This window comes from Streptomyces triticisoli, assembly GCF_003270085.1.
Taxonomy (GTDB): Bacteria; Actinomycetota; Actinomycetes; order Streptomycetales; family Streptomycetaceae; genus Streptomyces; species Streptomyces triticisoli.
Map to the genome: position 1 here is coordinate 15324 of NZ_QFDQ01000108.1, position 20229 is coordinate 35552.

The window sequence follows — 20229 nt, forward strand, 5'->3', positions numbered from 1 at the left end:
GGTCGGGGGAGAGCCGCACGCGGCCCGTCCCACGGATCCGGTTGCCGTCGCCGGCCCGTCCGAGCCTCAGCCGGTGAAGCCGACCCGCGCGAGCCGCAGCGGGCCGCGCAGTGCGAGACGGACGTCGCGTACGCCGTCGACGGTGATCGCGGCGGTGAGTGTGGTGTAGTCGTACGGCCCTGACGTGGGCGTGCTCAAGGTGAGCTCGGCGAGCGAACGGCCGCCGTCGAGGGAGAGTTCGACCGTGCCCTCGCCCGCCACCTCCATGCTCACCCTGGTCACACCTGCACCGAAGTCGCAGTCTCGGTACAGCAGTTCGCCGGTCCGGCCCGGGGCGGGCGTCACCGCGTCACCCGCCGTCCTCGTCCGGTCGACGATCTCGATGCCCGACTGCTCGTCGAAGTCGGCCGCGTTCAGGCCGTGTTCCCGGACCGGGCGCGGCGTGCCCGGCTCGCCGTCGAGGGTGAGGGTCGTACGGAGGCGGACGTCCTCGCTGGAGGTGCCGACGAGGAGGTCGTACGGGCCCGGCTCCAGCCGCCACCGGCCCCGGGACACGTCCCAGAACTCAAGGGTGGAGAGCGGGACTTCGAAGGTCAGGTCCGCCTTCTCGCCGGGCGCGAGCCTGATCCTGCGGTGGGCCGCCAGCTCGCGGCGCGGGCGCGGGACCGACGGGGTCACGGCGCGGGTGTAGAGCTGGGCGACCTCGTCGGCGGTGACGCTCCCGGTGTTGGTGACCGTGAAGGACACCCGCACCGTGTCCTCGTCGCGCCGGACCGCCAGGTCGCCGTAGCCGAACGACGTGTACGACAGCCCGTGCCCGAAGGGGAACAGCGGGGTGCCCTCGAAGTACAGGTAGGTCTGGCGGCTGCCGATCACGTCGTAGTCGAGCAGGTCCGGCAGGTCGGAGTCGTCCTCGTACCAGGTCTGCGGGAGCCGGCCGGCGGGGGAGACGTCGCCGGCCAGCACCCGGGCCAGCGCGGTGCCCGCCGCCTGGCCGCCGTGCGCGGTCCACAGCACCGCCCGCAGGTGCGCGGGCTCGATCGCGTACGGGTACGCCGAGACCAGCACCAGGGCGGTGTCGCGGTTCGCGGCGCGGGCGGCGCGCAGCAGCCGCTCCTGGTGTTCCGGCAGCCGCAGGGTCGTACGGTCCTGCGTCTCCCGGCCGCCGATGTGCGGGTCGTTGCCCGCCACCACCAGCACCACGTCGGCCCGGGCCGCCGCGCGGGCCACCGCCTCCTCGCCGCGCTCGGTCACCACCAGGTCGAAGACCTCGGGGTCCTCCTCGGCAACCTTCACACCCTCCGCGGCGACACAGACGTGACGACCCGTCCCGAGGTGCCGCAGGAGGTGACCGTCGCCATGGGGTTCGAGGCGGAACGTCTCCTGTACGACCCAGCCGCCGGGCTGGTCGGCCGAGGCGCGTACGCAGCCGTCGTCGGCCACCGAGAGGTAGCGGCCGTCCGGGGCGCGCAGGGTGAGGACACCCTCGCCCCAGTCCACCAACGCCAGTTCGGTGCCGGTGGCGTCGGTGGTGAGCGGGGGCAGGTCCGTGCGGCCGGCCAGCAGGGCGGGGTCCAACGCGCCCTCGGCGCCCCGTACCTGGTCGCCCGCCGCGGCGGGCGGTACGTGCAGGAAGGTGCCGTCGGCCGTGCGCAGCCGTATCCGGTCCACGCCCTTCGCGAACTCGACGCGCTCGGCGCCGAACCGCTCGTATAGGCCCTCCAGCGGTGTGGAGCGGTGCAGCAACGTGCCGCTGTACCAGTCGAGTTTGCACTCGTCGGCGAGCAGGCCGACCACGGCGATGCGGGTGCCGGGGGCCAGGGGCAGCAGGCCGTCGTTCCTCAGCAGGACGACGGCCTGCTCGGCGGCCTCCTGGGCGAGCGCGCGGTGCTCCGGGGTGTCGAAGCTCCCGGCCGAGGCGTGCGGGTCGTGGTCCGGGTCGAACTCGCCGAGCCGGAAGCGCACCGAGAGCTGCCGGCGCACGGCCGTGTCGACGTCGGCCTCGGTCAGCAGGCCCTGCTCCAGGGCGCCCCGCACGCGTGCCACGGTCTTCGTCGGGTCCGTGCCGTGGTCGGTGAAGCTGTCCACGCCGGCCAGCAGCGCGGCCGCCGTGGCCTCCTCGTGGGTGGCGAAGTAGTGCTCGGAGTCGACCAGGTTGGAGGGCGCGCCCGCGTCCGAGCAGACCAGCAGGTCCTGGTCGGTCCAGGTGCGCAGGTGCTCGCGCAGGTACGGCGAGACGTGGTTGGGGCGGCCGTTGACCAGGTTGTAGGCGGGCATCACCCCGGCCACCGCGCCCGCCTCGACCGCCTCGCGGAAGGCGCGCAGGTCGTACTCGTGCAGGACGCGCGGGCGCACCGAGGACGACGTGGTGTCCCGGCGGGTCTCGTTGTTGTGGGCCAGCCAGTGCTTGAGCACCGGTGCGGTGCGCCAGTACACCGGATGGTCGCCGCGCAGACCACGCGTGTAGGCGACGGCGATCGCCGAGGTCAGCCTCGGGTCCTCGGAGTAGCCCTCCTCGTTGCGGCCCCACAGCGGGTGGCGCAGCAGGTTCACCACCGGAGCCCAGACGTTGAGGCCCACGCGGTCGTCGCGGGCGCGCATCGCCCGGACCTCCTGGGACACCGCATCGCCGACCCGGCGCACCAGGTCGTCGTTCCAGGTCGCGCCGAGTCCGACGGCCTGCGGGAACACCGTCGCCGGGCCCATCCACGCCACCCCGTGCAGGGCCTCCTGGCCGGTGCGGAACGCGGCGATGCCCAGCCGCTCCACCGGGGGCGCGAACTGGTGCAGGAAGGAGACCTTCTCCTCCAGGGTCAGCCGCGCCAGCAGATCGTCGACGCGCTTCGCGAACGGCAGCTGCGGATCGCGGAACGGTGGCGGGTGAGGCGTGCGTACGGTCACGTCGGGGTCCCCTTGCGATGGAACGGCGAACCTCTTTCGAAGCGCTTCGATGCTCAGTCGGCCCGGGGTCGGGTGTCAAGACACCCCGAGGCAACAACCACGACTTCCGGCCCACTTCCCAGGGCCCGTAGGAGACTCGTCCAGCCCTCCGCACCTCGGAGGAATCTTGGATCCGGCTCTTGTGCGCCCCCTGACGTTCACTTAGCCTCGCACCAATATCGAAGCGCTTCGACTAGGGAAACAAGCCCAGCGCCGGGTGTCCTGGTGCGCCACGAAGGGTTGACGCAATGACGCCGAACGCCGCCCCCGCCTCCGCCGGCCCCGGCCGGAGAAGCTTCCTCGCCTCCACGGCGGTCGCCGCCGCAGCGGTGGCCGGAGGCATGCCGCTGCTCACCGCCTGCGGCGACTCCGGCGGCGGCTCGCGCGGCGGCACCACGTCGGGCAAGGACGCCAAGAAGCTGCTGCCGTCCTACGTGGCGAACAACGTCGTCACGCCCGACATCCCCGCCAGGAACGGCTCCGCCGCCGGCTTCACCCGCAAGCTCGACCTCGCCGGCCTCAAGACCTCGGTGCCGGAGAGGCTCGGCAAGGGCGGCAGGGTCAGTGTCATGTCGCCGTTCTGGGGCTCCCCGCCCAAGCAGGACAACCCCTACTACCGGGCGATGAACGACGTCGTCGGCGCCGACGTCGTCTGGCAGAACCAGGACGGCAACACCTACGACCAGAAGCTCGGCGCGGTCCTCGCCTCCAGCAGCATCCCGGACGTCGTGGTGATCCCCGGCTGGAACATGGGCGGCAAGATACCCAGCGCGATCATCAGCAAGTTCGCCGACCTGGGCCCCTACCTCTCCGGCGACAGGGTCAAGGAGTACCCGAACCTCGCGGCGATCCCCACCGACGCCTGGCAGCGCTCCATCTTCGGCGGCAAGCTGCGCGGCCTGCCGATGCCCGCCCCCTACGTGACGAACATCGTGCCCCTCTACCGCAAGGACCTCTTCGACAAGGAGGGGTACGAAGTCCCGCGCTCGGCCGCCGAGTTCATGGCCCTGGCCAAGGAGATCACCAACGCGAGGGCCAAGCGGTGGGCCTGCGGCGACATGAAGTGGACCGCGTTCGGCGCCTTCGGTGTGCTCTCCGGCGGCGAGAAGCCGCTCGGCTGGGACCTCGTCGACGGCAAGCTGGTCAACCGCGTCGAGACCCAGGAGTACCTGGAGGCGCTGGAGTGGACCCGCAAGCTCTTCGCCGCCGGATACGTGCACCCCGACTTCAAGCTGGGCAAGAGCGCCTCCACCGACCCGGGCCCCAAGTTCGCCGCCGGCGAGTTCCTGATCTACAACAACGACATCTCGCAGTGGTACGGCCGGACCGCCGAACAGGCCGGCCAGAACCCGGACTTCAAGGTCTCGGGCATGGACGTCTTCGGCCACGACGGCGGCGACCCCACCCTGTGGGCCACCCAGCCCGCCAACATCTTCGCCTTCGTCAACAAGAAGGCCTCCGAGTCCGTCGTCCGCGACGTACTGGCCCTCGCCAACGTCACCGCCGCCCCGTACGGCACCAAGGAGTACATGCTCACCAACTACGGCGTCGAGGGCACCCACTACACCCTCAAGGACGGGGTGCCCGTCAAGAACGACCAGGGCAACAACGAGGTCATCAACGCCTACGTCATGGTCGCGAGCCCCGCCCCGACCATCGCCCACCCCGACTTCCCCGAGGTCGCCAGGGCCCAGGTCGAGTGGCAGCAGCGGATGGGCGCCTTCACCAGGAAGTCCCCCTTCTACGGCATGCAGATCACCGAGCCCGCCCGCTGGACCAACCTGTCCAACGACTTCGAGCAGCTGGAGGACGACATCGTCCGCGGCCACAAGAAGATCAGCGACATGCAGCAGGCCGTCTCCGACTGGCGGAAGAAGGGCGGCGACCAGCTGCGCGACTGGTACCGGAAGCTCCTCGACGACAACGGCACGGCGGCGGGCTGACCCGGGCACGGAGGAGGGCAGGGAGAACGGCCGTGTCCCACAGCACGGTGCCTCGGAGCAGGACCGAGGCCGACACGACGGCGAAGACCCCGGTGGCGTCCGGCGGCACCACCGGACCCCGGGACGACAAGCATCGAGGCCGGCTGGGCCTGCGGATCAGGTTCGGACGCGACCGCGTGCTGCTCCTGATGACCCTCCCGGCGCTCGTCCTCGTCCTGCTCTTCAACTACGTACCGATCCTCGGCAACATCGTCGCCTTCCAGGACTACGACCCCTACATCAGCGACAACGGCGTCGTCTCCATCCTGCACAGCCCCTGGGTGGGCCTGCGGAACTTCCAGTCGATCTTCGCGGACTCGGCCTTCTGGAACGCCGTGAAGAACACCCTGGTGCTGTTCTTCCTCCAGCTCGTGCTGTACTTCCCCCTGCCGATCCTGCTCGCGCTGCTCATCAACAGCGTGGTCAGGCCCCGGGTGCGGGCGGTCGCACAGGCCGTCCTGTACCTGCCGCACTTCTTCTCCTGGGTGCTGGTCATCGCCGTCTTCCAGCAGCTGCTCGGCGGCGCCGGACTGCTCTCCCAACTGCTGCGGCAGCACGGCTACGACGGCCTCGACATCATGACCGACCCCAGCACCTTCAAGTTCCTCATCACCGCGCAGAGCGTCTGGAAGGACGCCGGCTGGGGGATCATCGTCTTCCTCGCCGCGCTCGCCTCGGTGAGCCCGGACCTGTACGAGGCCGCCGCGATGGACGGCGCCGGCCGCCGGCGCCGCATGTGGCACGTCACCCTGCCCGCGCTGCGCCCGGTGATCGCGCTGCTGCTGGTGCTGCGCGTCGGCGACGCCCTCACCGTCGGCTTCGAACAGATCCTGCTGCAACGCGACGCCGTGGGACCGGGGGCCGCCGAGGTCCTCGACACCTTCGTGTGGTGGAACGGCGTACGCAACCAGGACTTCGGCTACGCGGCCGCCGCCGGACTGATCAAGGGCGTGGTCAGCCTCGGACTGGTCCTCGCCGCGAACAAGGTGGCCCATCTCATGGGCGAGCAGGGGGTGTACAAGAAGTGACCGCCGTGACCGACAGGCCCGTACGGGAACCCCGCCGGTGGGCCGCCCCGCCCCGGCCGGTGTGGGAGGAGAGACCGACCAGGGCCGGTCTGGCGGGCAAGGGGCTCGTCCTCACGCTGGCCTGCCTCGCGATCCTCTTCCCGCTGTGGATCGTCGTCGTCACCAGCCTCTCCTCCCGCAAGACCATCGACGAGACCGGCGGCCTGGTCATGGTCCCCGAGGGCATCACCTTCATCGCCTACGAGGAGCTGCTCAGCGGCGGCCAGGTCACCCGCGCCGCGATCGTCAGCATCCTGGTCACCCTGGTCGGCACGCTGTTCTCGATGACCGTGTCCGTCCTGTGCGCCTACGGCCTGTCCCGCACCGACTCCCTCGGCCACCGCTGGATCCTGATGACCCTGCTGGCGACGATGTTCTTCAGCGCCGGTCTCATCCCGACCTACCTGCTGGTGCAGACCCTCGGCCTGACCGACACCTACCTCGCGCTGATCCTGCCCAGCGCGGTGAGCGTGTTCAACATCCTCGTGCTGCGCGGCTTCTTCATGAACATCTCGCCGGAACTGATCGACAGCGCCCGCATCGACGGCGCCGGCGACCTGCGCATCCTGTGGCAGATCGTCATGCCGCTGTCCCGCGCGGTGCTGGCGGTGATCACGCTGTTCTACGCCGTCGGCTACTGGAGCGCGTGGTTCAACGCGTCGCTGTACCTCAACGACCAGAGCATGCTGCCGCTGCAGAACGTCATGATCCAGCTCGTGCAAAAGCAGGAGGCGCCGGTGGGGCTCGCCCAGTCCATCAAGACGGGGCAACTGTCGGGACTCGCCGTGCAGATGGCCGTGATGGTGATGGCGCTGGTGCCGGTCGCGGTGCTGTCTCCCTTCGTCCAGAAGCACTTCAAGAAGGGGATGCTGACGGGAGCGGTGAAGGGCTGAGGCCCGAGCCTCATATTCAAGAACCGAGGTATGTCATGAGCATGACACGCAACCGCATTCTCTTCGGCGGCGACTACAACCCCGAGCAGTGGCCCGAGGAGACCTGGTACGACGACGTACGCCTGATGAAGGACGCCGGCGTCAACTCCGTCACCCTCGGTGTCTTCTCCTGGGCGAAACTCGAACCCCACCCCGGCGCCCGCGAGTTCGGCTGGCTGGACCGGCTCATGGACCTGATGCACGACCATGGCATCGGCGTCGTCCTCGCCACCCCCACCGCCTCGCCCCCGCCCTGGATGGGCCGCCTGCACCCCGACACCCTGCCCCGCGACGAGGACGGCCGCACCGAGTGGTGGGGCGGCCGTCAGCACTTCTCGCACTCCAGCGCCACCTACCGCCGCTACGCCGCCGCCATCACCGAGGACCTGGCAGCCCGTTACGCCGGCCACCCCGCCCTCACCCTGTGGCACATCAACAACGAGTACTGCACCTACGACCACGGCGACGAGGCCGCCGCCTCCTTCCGCCGCTGGCTGCGCGACAAGTACGGCACCCTCGACGCCCTCAACACAGCCTGGGGCACGGCGTTCTGGAGCCAGGGCTACGACAGCTGGGACGGCATCCTGCCCCCACGCCGCGCCCACTACCTGAAGAACCCCGCCCAGGTACTGGACTTCCGCCGCTTCACCTCCGACATGCTCCTGGAGTGCTTCCTCGCCGAACGCGACATCGTCCGCCGGCACACCCCGCACACCCCGGTGACCACCAACTTCATGCCGCTGTGGTCCGGACAGGACGGCTGGCGCTGGGCCGAGGAGGAGGACACCGTCTCCGTCGACCTCTACCCCGACCCGCGCGACCCCCTCGGCGCCCAGTACGGCGCCCTCGTCCAGGACCTCACCCGCTCCCAGGCCCGCGGCCCCTGGATGCTCATGGAACAGGCCGCCGGCCCCGTCAACTGGCGCGGCGTCAACCACCCCAAGCCCCGCGGCCTGGGCCGCCTGTGGTCCCTGCAGGCGGTGGCGCGCGGCGCCGACGCCGTCTGCTACTTCCAGTGGCGCCAGTCCCGGCAGGGCGCGGAAAAGTTCCACTCCGGGATGGTCGGCCACGCGGGGGAGGAAGGCCGCACGTTCCAGGAGATCAAGCAGATCGGTGCGGAACTGCACACGATCGGCGACGAAGTGGCGGGCACCCAGGTCCCCGCCGGCATCGCCGTCCTCCACGACTGGCACTCCTGGTGGGCCACCGACCAGGACGGCCGCCCATCCACGCACGTCGACTACCCGGACGTACTGCGCGCCTGGCACCGCGCCCTCTGGGAGGCCCACCTCACCGCCGACTTCGCCCACCCCGAGCACGACCTCACCGCGTACCGGCTCGTCGTCGTCCCCCAGCTCTACCTGCTCACCGACACGGCGATCGACAACCTCCTGGCTCACGTCTCCGGGGGCGGCACCCTCGTGTGCGGCTTCCTCACCGGGGTCGCCGACGAGGACGACCGCATACGCCCCGGCGGCATGGACGCCCGGCTGCGCGAGCTGTTCGGCATCCGCACGCTGCACGAGTGGTGGCCGCTGGACGCGGGGGAGACCGTCGAGTGCGGGGGCGGGCTGCGCGGGACGCTGTGGTCGGAGGAGATCGAGGCCGACGGCACCGCCGACGAGACCGTTCCCTACCAGGGCGGTGAGCTCGACGGACTGCCCGCCGTACTGCGCCGGGGCCGCGCCTGGTACGTTTCCACGCTCCCGGCGCCGGAAGCCCTGCGCCCCCTGCTCGCCCGGATCGCCGCCGGCGCCGGTGTCCGCCCGGTACTGGACGGACTGCCCGCCGGGGTCGAGGCCGTCCGGCGCGGCGAGCTGCTGTTCCTGCTCAACCACGGGCGTGAGCCGGTGACCGTCGACGTGCCGGGCCCCCACCGCGACCTGCTCACCGGGGCGACCGTGACCGGACGCATCACGCTCGGACGCCACGGAGCGGCGGTGCTGAAACCATGAGCGACGGACTTCGGCACGGAACCTGGGAACCGCTCCCGGCCGCCCGCTGGGAGGACGCCTACCTCAGCGGCAACGGCCACCACGGCGCCCTCGTGTTCGGCGATCCGAACAGCGACCGTGTGATCGTCACCCATCACACCCTCATACGCCCCAACGGCGGCGAACACGCCCGGCCCCCGCACCTGGCCGACGAACTGCCCGCACTCCAGGACCGGTTGCTCGCCGGTGACCTCACGGCCGCCGAGTCCTTCACGGACGGCCGCCCGCTGCAGTGGGTGCAGCCCTTCCACCCGGCCTTCCAGGTCCGGCTGCGGCGTCCGCCTGGCACCCGGCACTCCTACCGCCGCTCCGTGGACTTCTCCACCGGCGAGGTGACGGCCGCGTGCGCGGACTGGAGCAGCCGCGTCTTCGTCTCCCGCGCCGACGACGTGATCGCCCAGCAGGTCACCGGGCCCGCCCTCACGCTGGACATCTGCCTGGACCACCGGCTGCCCGGCGCCCCGGCCGACCTGGGCGTCGACCACGGGGCGCTGCTGACCGCAGAGGGCGCCGTGCTGAGCCTGCGCGCCCGCTACCCCGGCAGCGACCGCGCCTACACCGGCGTGACCCTGATCGCCGTCACCGGCGGCACCACGGCGCTCGCCCCGCCCGGCGCGCACATCACCGGCGCCGACTCGGTCCTCCTGCTCACCCGGGTGCGGCGGCACACCGGGGAACCGGACGTGACCGCCGAGGCACGGGCCCTGCGCGACCTGCTCACCGAGCGGACGTACGACGACCTCCTCGACCGCCATCTGCCCCCGCACCGCACCGCCTACCACCGCGTCACCCTCGACCTGCACGGCGAGCCGGCCGAACGCGCCCTGCCCGGCTCGGAGTTGCTGAAGCACCCCCGCAGCGCGGCCCTGCTGGAGCGGCTGTTCGCGGCCGGCCGCCACCACCTGCTCTCCTCCAGCGGCCTCCTCCCGCCCCGGCTCACCGGACTGTGGACCGGCGACTGGAACACGGCCTGGTCCGGCGCGTTCACCACGGACGCCAACCTCAACCTCCAGACCGCCTCCGCCGCCGCGGCCGGCCTCCCCGAGGTCAGCGAGGCCCTCGCCCGACTCGTCCAGGCGCAGCTCCCCGACTGGCGGGAGAACGCCCGCGCGATCTTCGGCACCCGGGGCGCCGTCGCGCCCGCGCACACCGACGGCGAGTCCGGCCGCACCTACCACTTCAGCTGTGAGTACCCCCTGCACCTGTGGACCGCCGGTGCCGACTGGCTGCTGAAGCCGCTCGTCGACCACGACGAGACCCGCAGCGAACGCGACCCGCGTACGGCCGCTGCCCTGGCCGAAGTCGCCCGGTTCTACGAGGACTTCCTCACCCGCACGGACGCCCGCGGCCACCTCGTGATCGTCCCCTCCTACTCGCCCGAGAACCGTCCCGCGAACGGGAGCTGGGGCGCGCTGAACGCGGCCATGGACCTCTCCGCCGCCCGGCACGCCCTGCGCACCGCCGCCGCGTACCACCCCGGCATCCCCGAGGCCGAGTGCTGGCAGGCCCTCGCCGACCGCCTCCCGCCGCACCGCGTCAACGCCGACGGCGCCCTCGCCGAGTGGGCGTGGCCCGGCCTGGAGGACACCTACGACCACCGCCACCTCAGCCACCTCCACGGCGTCTGGCCGCTCGACGAGATCGACCCCCACGACACCCCGGACCTGGCCGCCGCCGCCCACCGAGCCCTCGAACTACGGGGCGCGGAGAACGACTCGGCCCACGGCCACCTCCACCACGCCCTGATCGCGGCCCGCCTCGGCGACGGCGACCGCGCCGCCCACGCGCTCGGACAGGTGCTCGACGGCGACTTCTTCCACGCCTCCCTGATGAGCGCCCACTACCCGAACCGCGACGTCTACAACGCGGACGCCGCGCACACCCTGCCCGCCGTGCTGATCGAGATGCTGGTGCGGTCGACTCCGGACCGGCTGGTTCTGCTCCCCGCGCTCCCGCCCACCTGCCCGGAGGGCGGACTGCGCGGCATCCGTACCCGGTTCGGGGCCGGACTCGACCTCGCCTGGAACCACGGCACGGCCACGGCACTCCTGCGCCCCACCCGCACCCTGCGCATCGAACTGAGGACTCCCTCCGGCACCCGGCCGCTCGACCTGGTCGCCGGAGAAGACCACGCCCTCGACCTGGAGGCGTGGTGACTCCCGCACACCCCCCGTATTTCCCCCCACCCATGGAAGGAATCCCATGGCAACACGCACCCTGAGCAGGCTCTCCCAGGCCCTGCTCGCCCCCGCCCTCGCGCTCGGCGCCACCGTCGGCCTCGCCGCCGCCCCCGCCCAGGCCGCCGTCTGGAACTCCTGCGACCAGTGGGGCAACACCACGCTGAACGGCTACATCCTGTACAACAACATCTGGGGATCCGGCACCGGCAGCCAGTGCATCTGGGCCAACTCCGGCACCAACTGGGGCGTCTGGGCCAACCACCCCAACACCGGCGGCATCAAGTCCTACCCCAACGCCAAGAAGGTGATCAACAAGCCGATCACCTCGCTCTCCTCGCTCACCAGCAACTACAACGTCACCGTGCCGTCCTCCGGCGCGTACAACACGTCGTACGACATCTGGGACACCGCCTACAGGTACGAGATCATGCTCTGGGTCAACAAGACCGGAGCCGTCGGCCCGCTCGGCAGCCCCCAGGGCGGCGTCACCCTCGGCGGGTCGACCTGGTCCGTGTACAAGGGCAACAACGGCTCGAACGAGGTCTTCTCGTTCATCCGTAGCTCCAACTCCACCTCGGGCACGGTGAACATCCTGCCGATCCTGAAGTGGATCAAGGACGCCAAGGGCTGGTTCGGCAACGTCACCATCGGTGACGTGCAGTTCGGCTACGAGATCACGTCGTCCTCGGGCGGGCTGGACTTCACTACCAACAGCCTGACCGTCAGCAGCAGTTGATCCCGGCGTCCGCATGAGCGTGCGGCCGGTCCCTCCCCTACGGGACCGGCCGCACGTCCGCGTCGGGCCGGGCTACCCGGTGATCGGCAGTTCGGCCCCGTCCCGCAGGAACAGCGGGATGCGGTCCAGGGGGGCGTCGACCGTCACGGCCGTACCGCCCTCGTACGTCCTGCCCGTCCACGCGTCGGTCCAGCGGGCGCCCGCCGGGAGGTGGGTGGTCCGGGCCGTCGCGCCCGCCGTCAGCACCGGCGCCACCAGCAGGTCCCGGCCGAAGAGGTAGGCGTCGTCCACCGTCCACGCGGTCTGGTCGCCGGGGAACTCCAGGAACAGCGGCCGCATCACCGGCAGCCCCTCCTCGTGGGCCTCCCGCATGACATCGAGGACGTACGGCTTCAGGCGCTCGCGCAGCCGCAGGTACTTCTCCAGGACCAGGTAGGCCTCGTCGCCGTAGGACCAGACCTCGTTGGGGCCGCCGGTCATCTCCGGGCCCAGCGGCATGCCCGGCCGGCGGAAGCCGTGCAGGCGCATCAGCGGCGACAGCGCGCCGAACTGGAACCAGCGGACCACCACCTCCCGGTACGCCGGATCGTCCGGGTCGCCGCCGTGGAAGCCGCCGATGTCGGTGTTCCACCAGGGGATGCCGGACAGGGCGGTGTTCAGGCCGGCCGCGATCTGGCGGCGCAGGGTGGCGAAGTCGGTGCCGATGTCACCGGACCACAGGGCGGCGCCGTGCCGCTGACTGCCCGCCCAGGCCGAGCGGTTGAGGGTGATCACCTCGTCCACGCCGGCGGCGCGCAGGCCCTCGTCGAAGGCGCGGGAGTTCTCGGCCGGGTAGAGGTTGCCGACCTCCAGGCCGGGGCCCGCCCAGTAGCGGAGGTTCTCCGAGAAGCCCGGCTTCAGCTCCGGCTCGCAGGCGTCCAGCCAGAAGGCGGTGATGCCGTACGGGTCCAGGTAGTTCTCCTTGATCCTGGACCACACGAACGCGCGGGCGTCGGGGTTGGTGGCGTCGTAGAAGGCCACCTGGACGGTGGAGGAGACCTCCTTGTCCGGCCAGTCCGCGTGCGCCATCGGGCCGTACTGGGTGCCGATGAAGTAGCCGCGCTGATCCATCACCGGGTGGTTCTCCGACAGCGGGGAGACCGAGGGCCAGACGCTCACCACCAGCTTGATGCCGAGCTCGTCCAGCTCCCGGACCATCGCGGCCGGGTCCGGCCACTCCTTCGGGTCGAACTTCCACTCGCCCAGGTGCGTCCAGTGGAAGAAGTCGCAGACGATCGCGTCGACGGGCAGGTTCCGGCGCTTGTACTCCCTTGCCACGGCGAGGAGTTCGTCCTGGGTGCGGTAGCGCAGCTTGCACTGCCAGAAGCCGGCCGCCCACTCGGGGAGCATGGGTGTGCGGCCGGTCACCGCGCTGTAGCGGCGCTGGGTGTCGGCCGGGGTGCCCGCGGTGATCCAGTAGTCGATCTGGCGGGCGGAGTCCGCCACCCAGCGGGTGCCGTTGCCGGCCAGCTCCACGCGGCCGATCGCCGGGTTGTTCCACAGCAGGGTGTAGCCGCGGCTGGAGGTGAGCACGGGGATGGTCACCTCGGCGTTGCGCTGGACCAGGTCCAGGACCAGGCCCTTCTGGTCGAGCCGGCCGTGCTGGTGCTGGCCGAGGCCGTACAGCTTCTCGTCGTCGTAGGCGGAGAAGCGCTGCTCCAGACGGTGGTGGCCGTTGCCGACGGCGGTGTAGAGGCGCGGGCCGGGCCACCAGAAGTGGGCACGTTCCTCGGCCAGCAGCTCCGCCTGGTCGTCCGTGCGCAGGAAACGGATCAGGCCCTCGCTGTTCATGTCGACCGTGAGCGCGCCGACGGTCAGGCGTCCGTGGCCGTTCTCGATCTTGACGGTGCTCTCGGTGACCGGGGCGTCCGGGAGGAGCGCGCCGGGCAGGCCGTCCAGGACCGGGCCGCCGAGCCGGGCGCGCACCCGGACCGCGTCCGGGCCCCACGGCTCGATGCGTACGGTCTCCTGGCGGCCGCTCCACTCCAGCGCGCCGTCCCGGTCGTGGAAGGTGCCGGCGGTGGGGGAGGACTGGGCGAGGCTGACCGTGCCGTGCTGAGGGTGGGTCTCGGCATGCTGGTTCACGGGGTGCTCCTTGGAGGAGTGCGGACAGGGGCGTCCTGCGGGAGGCGCGGGAGGAGGGCATGGGGGTGCCCGGGGCGGGGCGGTGTGCCAGATGGGGCGGTGCGGGTGTTCAGGAGCGGGAGGGGACCGGGCCCGAACTCGCCCGGACCGTCAACTCGGGCGGGAGGAGCACCACTTCGTCCGTGCCACGCCCGCCGAGCTTCGCCATCAGGTGCTCGACCGCGCGTCGGCCCATCTCCTGGGCGGGGATGCCCGCGGAGGTCAGGCGCACCGAGGCCTGGACGGCCACCTGGTCGGGGCAGATCGCGACCACCGACATGTCCTCCGGCACGGCCCGGCTCTGCTGGCGCAACAGGGCGAGCAGGGGTTCGACGGCGGACTCGTTCTGCACGATGAAGCCCGTGGTGCCGGGGCGCTCGTCGAGGATCCGGGCCAGCGTCGCCGCCACCGCGTCGTAGCCGCCCTCGCAGGGGCGGTGCAGCGCCCGCAGGCCCAGCTCGCGGGCGCGGGAGCGCAGACCGTCGAGGGTGCGTTCGGCGAAGCCGGTGTGCCGCTCGTAGACGGCGGGCGCCTCGCCGATGACAGCGATGTCACGGTGCCCGAGCATCGCCAGGTGCTCCAGGCAGAGCGCGCCCGTCGCGCCCCAGTCCAGGTCGACGCAGGTCAGACCGGCGGTGTCGGCGGGCAGGCCGATCAGGACGGACGGCTGGTCAGTCGCACGCAACAGCGGCAGCCGCTCGTCGTCCAGTTCGACGTCCATCAGGATCATGGCGTCGGCGAGTCCGCTGCCGGTGACCCGGCGCACGGCGTCGGGGCCCTCCTCGCCGGTGAGCAGCAGCACGTCGTAGCCGTGGGTGCGGGCGGTGGTCGCCACGGCGATGGCGATCTCCATCATCACCGGTACGTACATGTCGGTGCGCAGCGGGATCATCAGGGCGATGATGTTCGACCGGCTGCTCGCCAGGGCGCGGGCGCCCGCGTTCGGGTGGTAGCCGAGCACCCGGATGCTCTCCTCGACCCGCCGCCGGGTGCTCGCGGAGATGGACCGCTTGCCGCTGAGGACGTAGCTCACCGTGCTCGCCGAGACTCCGGCGTGCTGGGCGACCTCGGCGAGGGTGACCATCCAGCTCTCCCAGCTTTGTGAAGCGCTTCGACAGTGCGCGTTGCTGACATCGGGCGATGAGGGTGGTTCGACAGTAACCCCAGCAGGAGTGGGTGTCCATAGGCTGTCGAAGCGCTTCGACTGTTTTCTTGCGGCGGCCTTGGGAGGCGCGAGGACGGCAGGGCCATCCGAATGGAGCACACGACTGGTCGTCGCACCGCGCCCACACGATGCTGGGTGGCACCGCACCGAAACAGAACGGTGGACTGCGAGCGTCCGTGCGCGAGGGGTGGTGGGTCCGCCCGGTATCGGGTACATACGATCCAGTAGCACCGGTCGGTAACGTACCGCCCTCACAATCCCTATTCGCGGCGAGGTGAGCCTCATGTCCGCACCAACGTCCAACAAGCCCGCCGTCACCGAGCGCGAGGCGCGTCAGGTGGCGGAGGCCGCCCGGGAGCAGGACTGGCGCAAGCCCAGCTTCGCCAAGGAGCTGTTCCTGGGCCGCCTCCGGCTGGACCTCATCCATCCGCACCCGCTCCCGGCCGACGACGAGGTCCAGCGCGGCGAGGAGTTCCTCGCCAAGCTCCGCGACTTCTGCGAGACGAAGATCGACTCGGCCCGGATCGAGCGGGACGCGCGGATCCCGGACGAGGTCGTCACCGGGCTCAAGGAGCTCGGCGCCCTCGGCATGAAGATCGACACCAGATACGGCGGGCTCGGCCTGACCCAGGTCTACTACAACAAGGCCCTCGCCCTGGCCGGCTCCGCCAGCCCAGCGATCGGCGCGCTGCTCTCCGCGCATCAGTCGATCGGCGTACCGCAGCCGCTGAAAATCTTCGGCACACAGGAGCAGAAGGAGACCTTCCTGCCGCGCTGCGCCCGCACGGACATCTCCGCCTTCCTGCTGACCGAGCCGGACGTGGGCTCCGACCCGGCACGCCTGGCGACCACGGCGGTCCCGGACGGGGACGACTACGTCCTCGACGGGGTCAAACTGTGGACGACCAACGGGGTAGTCGCCGACCTCCTCGTCGTCATGGCGCGCGTGCCGAAGTCCGAGGGCCACCGGGGCGGCATCACCGCCTTCGTCGTCGAGGCCGCCTCCGAGGGCGTCACGGTGGAGAACCGCAACGCCTTCATGGGCCTGCGCGGCATCGAGAACGGCGTCACCCGCTTCCACCGGGTCCGCGTCCCGGCCGCCCACCGCATCGGCGAGGAGGGACAAGGCCTGAAGATCGCCCTGACCACCCTCAACACCGGCCGGCTGTCCCTGCCGGCGATGTGCGCGGGCGCGGGCAAGTGGTGCCTGAAGATCGCCCGAGAGTGGTCGGCGGTCCGCGAGCAGTGGGGCAAGCCGGTCGCGCTGCACGAGGCGGTCGGCTCGAAGATCTCCTTCATCGCGGCCACCACCTTCGCGCTGGAGGCGGTGCTCGACCTGTCCTCCCAGATGGCCGACGAGAACCGCAACGACATCCGCATCGAGGCCGCCCTCGCCAAGCTCTACGGCTCGGAGATGGCCTGGAAGATGGCCGACGAGCTGGTCCAGATCCGCGGCGGCCGCGGCTACGAGACGGCCGCCTCCCTCGCCGCCCGCGGCGAACGCGCGGTCCCCGCCGAGCAGATGCTGCGCGACCTGCGCATCAACCGCATCTTCGAGGGCTCCACCGAGATCATGCACCTGCTGATCGCCCGTGAGGCCGTCGACGCCCACCTCTCGGTCGCCGGCGACCTCATCGACCCCGACAAGTCCCTGTCGGACAAGGCGAAGGCAGGCGCTAACGCGGGCGTCTTCTACGCCAAGTGGCTGCCGAAGCTGGTCGCCGGCCCCGGTCAGCTCCCGCGCGCGTACGCCGAGTTCCACCCGCCCGGCCACCGCGACCTCTCGCCCCACCTGCGCTACGTCGAACGCCACGCCCGCAAGCTCGCCCGCTCCACCTTCTACGCCATGTCCCGCTGGCAGGGCCGGATGGAGACCAAACAGGGCTTCCTCGGCCGGGTCGTCGACATCGGCGCCGAACTGTTCGCGATGAGCGCGGCCTGCGTCCGCGCCGAACTCCTGCGCACCCAGGGCGACCACGGCCGCGAGGCCTACCAGCTCGCCGACGCCTTCTGCCACCAGTCCCGCATCCGCGTCGCCGAACTCTTCGACCGCCTGTGGACCAACACCGACGACCTCGACCGCAAGGTCGTCAAGGGCGTCCTCGGAGGGGTCTACGAGTGGCTGGAGGAGGGCGTCATCGACCCCTCGGACGACGGCCCGTGGATCGCGGAGGCGGCCCCCGGGGCGTCGGAGCGGGAGAACGTGCACCGGCCGATCCGGTGACGGTGAGGACCGGTTACGACCGGTTGCAGACTGCCCGGCGGCGCCGGCCACTGGGTCCGCCGACCGGTGACGGACGGACGCGATGGTCTCGAAGTCCGTGTCGTAGTGCGGCACGGTGAGCCCCTGGAGCTCGGCGGTCGCGGCGACCAGCAGGTCGACCGCGCCCGCCGAGCGGTGCAGGCCCTTCGCCGTGAGCTCCTGCCGCACCGTCCACGCGCGCGTCAGCGCCCGGTCGCCCAGCGGCGTCCAGCCGGACAGCGCGTTCATGCGCTCGATCATCCGCTCGCGGTCCTCGGCGTTCCCGGCGCTGTACAGGAACTCGATCTCGGTGACGGGACATCGGGCGATGAGGCCCTCGGTCAGGGTTCCTCCCCGTGCGAGCGGGCCGGCTGACTGAGGATTCGGACGAGGGCGCCCGTGTCGATGAGGAACACGGCGGCGGTCATCGACGGTGGTTCGCCTCGTCCAGGAGGATGTCGAAGGCGCCCGCGTCGGCGCGCGCGGCCGGCCGGGCCGGTGCGAGGGCGCGCTCCTTGCGTTCGATGCCGTCCTTCAGGGCCGCGGTCACGGTGTCTTCCTTCGTCTTGGTGCCGAAAGCCATGGCGGCGTCCGCAAGCAGCTGCTCGTCGATGTCGATCAGGATCTTGGCCATGACGGCACCCTCCGTACGTCCAGCGGTTCCTGAAGCGAATCCGAACACGGCCCCCCACACCGTCGCACTCAGCCGACCGGGAACAGTTCCCGGCGGTGTGGGTACCCACTGGTCCGACGGTCCCGGGAAAGCGGCGATGGCCGTGTGTACGACACCGGACGGACGTCCGGGAGGGCGAGGGAGCACTGCCATGGGCACGGTCGGTCAGGACCTGGAGCCGGACTTCCCGGCGGCGGTCCTGCGTGAACTGGGCACAGGTGTCTTCACCGTCGACATGTCGGGGCGCATCACGTACGCCAACCCGTGGGCCGAGCAGGTGCTCGACCGGCCCCTGAAGCAGATGGCCGGCCAGGACGCGCACGACCTGCTGCACCGCCGTCCCGACGGCAGCCCGATGCCACGCGAGCGGTGCGCGATGCTGGCCCCGCTGTACGGGGGCACCGTGACCGAGGAGGGCAGCGAGGAATACTTCCGGCGGCCCGACGGCACCATGGTGCCGATCATCTGGGCGACCACACCCCTGCTGCTGGCCGGCCGGCAGGCCGGCATGGTGGTCGTCTTCGACGACTTCAGCCTGCACCGCGGCGCCGAGCAGCGCAGGGACGCGCACACCGCGGCCCTGGGAGCGCTGACCGCCCGGCTGAACCTGCTGGCGGAGGTCTCCGCGGTGCTGATGTCGACCCTGGAGACCTCCGCCAGGATCCGCAAGCTGCTGCGGCTGCTGGTTCCGGCCATGGGCGACTGGGCGGCGACCGACCTGGACTCCGAGGGGAGCTCGGGGCTGGAGCGGGCCGCCGTACGCAGCCTCGCGCACCCGCACCGGGCCAGGCGGCTGGAGGGGCCGCTGCCGCTGCTGCAGGAGAAGACCCTCACGGCGGTGGCACGGGTCACCAGCAGCGACGATCCCGTCCGGCTGACCGCCCAGGAGCTGCTACGGGACCCGGACGCCCCGCTCGCCGGCACCCACAGGAAGCTGTTCGAACAACTCGGCGGACACTCGGCGACCGTGGTGTCGCTGCGCGCCCGGCGCCAGTCCTACGGCATGCTCACCGTGGCCCGCGCCGGGGAGTCCGAGCCGCACACCGACGCCGAGGTCCAGCTGCTCACCGACATCGGCCGGCGACTGGCCCTGGTGATGGACAACTCCCGGCTGTACCAGGAGCAGCGGAACGTGGCCGAGACCATGCAGCGCCGGCTGCTCGCCCCGCTGCCGCAGGTCGGCCGGCTGCGGATGGCCGCGCGCTATCTGCCCGCGCAGACCGCCATGGAGGTCGGCGGCGACTGGTACGACGCCTTCCTGCTCTCCGACGGAGTCCTGGCCGTCGTCATCGGGGACGTGGTCGGCCACGATCTGGAGGCGGCCTCGCACATGGCCGAGGTCCGCAACATGCTGCGCGCGATCGCCTGGGACCACGAGGAACCGCCCAGCCTGATCATGCGCCGTGTGGACGAGGCGGTGACCAACACCAGCGACGCCCCCATGGCCACACTCGTCTTCGCCCGGATCGAGGGTCGCGAGGGCGGGCCCTGGCAGCTGCACTGGGTCAACGCCGGGCACCCCCCGCCACTGCTGGTCCCCCACCAGGGCGAGGCGCGCTTCCTGACGGCCGGGCACGGACCGCTGATCGGCATGAGCGCCACCCTGAACCTGGGTCTGCACTGGCCCGACGCGGTGGAGGACCTGCCCCCGGAGTCTCTCCTGCTGCTCTACACCGACGGCCTGGTGGAGAGCCGGACCCGCCCGATCGACCTCGGCATGGCCAAGCTCAGCCACCACGCCTCCGTCCTGGCCCGGCGGATGGCCCGCCGGACCGTGGACGAGTTCTGCGACGAACTGCTGGAGCGCATCGCGCCCAGCGGTGACGACGTCGCCCTGCTGGCGCTGCGGCTGCCCGAGGCCGGCTCGGGCGCCCCCGGCGACCACCGGCCACCGCCTGCTCCGCAAGCCCCGTACAGCCCGGCCGCGCCGAACCGGGCCGCGCCCGGCTCCGTCCAGCAGGACGCCCCGGTGCAGGACCCCACACGTGGCCTGCGGGAGGAGTGAGGGCCGTGCGGTGCGGACCTCAGCCCCCGATGGAGACCGAGGGCTCCCCGGAGGCCACTCCGTCGGCCTCCATCTGCTCGGCGATCTTCATGGCCTCCTCGATCAGGGTCTCCACGATCTTCGACTCGGGGACGGTCTTGATGACCTTCC

At 71.3% G+C, this 20229-nt stretch carries 12 protein-coding genes and 1 pseudogene; 8 read left to right on the top strand and 5 right to left on the bottom strand.

All coding sequences use genetic code 11. The features are described from left to right. Positions 1-66 precede the first annotated feature (66 nt). Entirely contained in the window at positions 67-2901 is a 2835-nt protein-coding gene (locus tag DEP02_RS17110; protein ID WP_112468289.1) for a glycoside hydrolase family 3 C-terminal domain-containing protein, read from the bottom strand. 287 nt (positions 2902-3188) lie between these two features. On the opposite strand from DEP02_RS17110, the gene DEP02_RS17120 reads away from it, so the two are divergent. Genes DEP02_RS17120 through DEP02_RS17145 form a run of 6 tightly spaced genes read left to right on the top strand, consistent with a single transcriptional unit; the run spans position 3189 to position 11831 of the window. Beyond that, positions 3189-4883, top strand: a complete 1695-nt coding sequence (locus DEP02_RS17120; RefSeq protein WP_112468293.1) for an extracellular solute-binding protein — start codon at positions 3189-3191, stop codon at positions 4881-4883. A 32-nt stretch (positions 4884-4915) separates the two neighbouring features. Next, on the top strand, positions 4916-5950 hold the full coding sequence (locus DEP02_RS17125) for an ABC transporter permease (protein ID WP_112468295.1): 1035 nt from the start codon (positions 4916-4918) through the stop codon (positions 5948-5950). Continuing rightward, positions 5947-6882, top strand: a complete 936-nt coding sequence (locus DEP02_RS17130; RefSeq protein WP_112468297.1) for a carbohydrate ABC transporter permease — start codon at positions 5947-5949, stop codon at positions 6880-6882. Before DEP02_RS17125 ends, DEP02_RS17130 begins: the two co-directional genes overlap by 4 nt. A 35-nt stretch (positions 6883-6917) precedes the next feature. Then, positions 6918-8876 carry a beta-galactosidase gene (locus DEP02_RS17135; RefSeq protein WP_112468299.1) on the top strand — a complete coding sequence of 653 codons (1959 nt, stop codon included), beginning with the start codon at positions 6918-6920 and terminating at the stop codon, positions 8874-8876. Next, positions 8873-11071, top strand: coding sequence for a glycosyl hydrolase family 95 catalytic domain-containing protein (locus DEP02_RS17140; RefSeq protein WP_112468301.1), 2199 nt, complete (start codon positions 8873-8875; stop codon positions 11069-11071). The genes DEP02_RS17135 and DEP02_RS17140 overlap by 4 nt, the downstream gene beginning before the upstream one ends. 46 nt (positions 11072-11117) lie before the next feature. After that, positions 11118-11831: a glycoside hydrolase family 12 protein gene (locus tag DEP02_RS17145; RefSeq protein WP_112468303.1), complete on the top strand. Its 714-nt coding sequence runs from the start codon at positions 11118-11120 to the stop codon at positions 11829-11831. A gap of 72 nt (positions 11832-11903) precedes the next feature. Here the strand turns inward: DEP02_RS17145 and DEP02_RS17150 are convergent, their stop codons facing one another. Next, positions 11904-13955 (bottom strand): glycoside hydrolase family 31 protein, encoded by a 2052-nt coding sequence (locus DEP02_RS17150; protein WP_112468305.1) that lies wholly within the window; start codon positions 13953-13955, stop codon positions 11904-11906. 109 nt (positions 13956-14064) lie between these two features. After that, positions 14065-15078, bottom strand: a complete 1014-nt coding sequence (locus tag DEP02_RS17155) for a LacI family DNA-binding transcriptional regulator (RefSeq protein WP_112468307.1) — start codon at positions 15076-15078, stop codon at positions 14065-14067. 364 nt (positions 15079-15442) lie between these two features. On the opposite strand from DEP02_RS17155, the gene DEP02_RS17160 reads away from it, so the two are divergent. Beyond that, complete coding sequence (locus tag DEP02_RS17160) at positions 15443-17383, top strand: acyl-CoA dehydrogenase family protein (protein ID WP_112468309.1); 1941 nt, start codon at positions 15443-15445, stop codon at positions 17381-17383. A 442-nt stretch (positions 17384-17825) separates the two neighbouring features. Here the strand turns inward: DEP02_RS17160 and DEP02_RS17170 are convergent, their stop codons facing one another. After that, on the bottom strand, positions 17826-18035 hold the full coding sequence (locus tag DEP02_RS17170) for a type II toxin-antitoxin system VapB family antitoxin (protein ID WP_112468311.1): 210 nt from the start codon (positions 18033-18035) through the stop codon (positions 17826-17828). A 190-nt stretch (positions 18036-18225) separates the two neighbouring features. Between DEP02_RS17170 and DEP02_RS17175 the strand changes: the two genes are divergently transcribed. After that, positions 18226-20079: a SpoIIE family protein phosphatase gene (locus DEP02_RS17175; protein ID WP_112468313.1), complete on the top strand. Its 1854-nt coding sequence runs from the start codon at positions 18226-18228 to the stop codon at positions 20077-20079. Positions 20080-20098: 19 nt separating this feature from the next. On the opposite strand, the pseudogene DEP02_RS17180 reads toward DEP02_RS17175, so the two are convergent. Further along, positions 20099-20229, bottom strand: a pseudogene (locus DEP02_RS17180) (flavodoxin-dependent (E)-4-hydroxy-3-methylbut-2-enyl-diphosphate synthase); the annotation flags it as partial.

Coding starts and splice junctions, on each gene's coding strand:
- DEP02_RS17120 (WP_112468293.1), top strand. CDS start 3,189: ATGACGCCGAACGCCGCCCCCGCCTCCGCCGGCCCCGGCCGGAGAAGC.
- DEP02_RS17135 (WP_112468299.1), top strand. CDS start 6,918: ATGAGCATGACACGCAACCGCATTCTCTTCGGCGGCGACTACAACCCC.
- DEP02_RS17140 (WP_112468301.1), top strand. CDS start 8,873: ATGAGCGACGGACTTCGGCACGGAACCTGGGAACCGCTCCCGGCCGCC.
- DEP02_RS17145 (WP_112468303.1), top strand. CDS start 11,118: ATGGCAACACGCACCCTGAGCAGGCTCTCCCAGGCCCTGCTCGCCCCC.
- DEP02_RS17155 (WP_112468307.1), bottom strand. CDS start 15,078: ATGGTCACCCTCGCCGAGGTCGCCCAGCACGCCGGAGTCTCGGCGAGC.
- DEP02_RS17160 (WP_112468309.1), top strand. CDS start 15,443: ATGTCCGCACCAACGTCCAACAAGCCCGCCGTCACCGAGCGCGAGGCG.
- DEP02_RS17170 (WP_112468311.1), bottom strand. CDS start 18,035: ATGGCCAAGATCCTGATCGACATCGACGAGCAGCTGCTTGCGGACGCC.
- DEP02_RS17175 (WP_112468313.1), top strand. CDS start 18,226: ATGGGCACGGTCGGTCAGGACCTGGAGCCGGACTTCCCGGCGGCGGTC.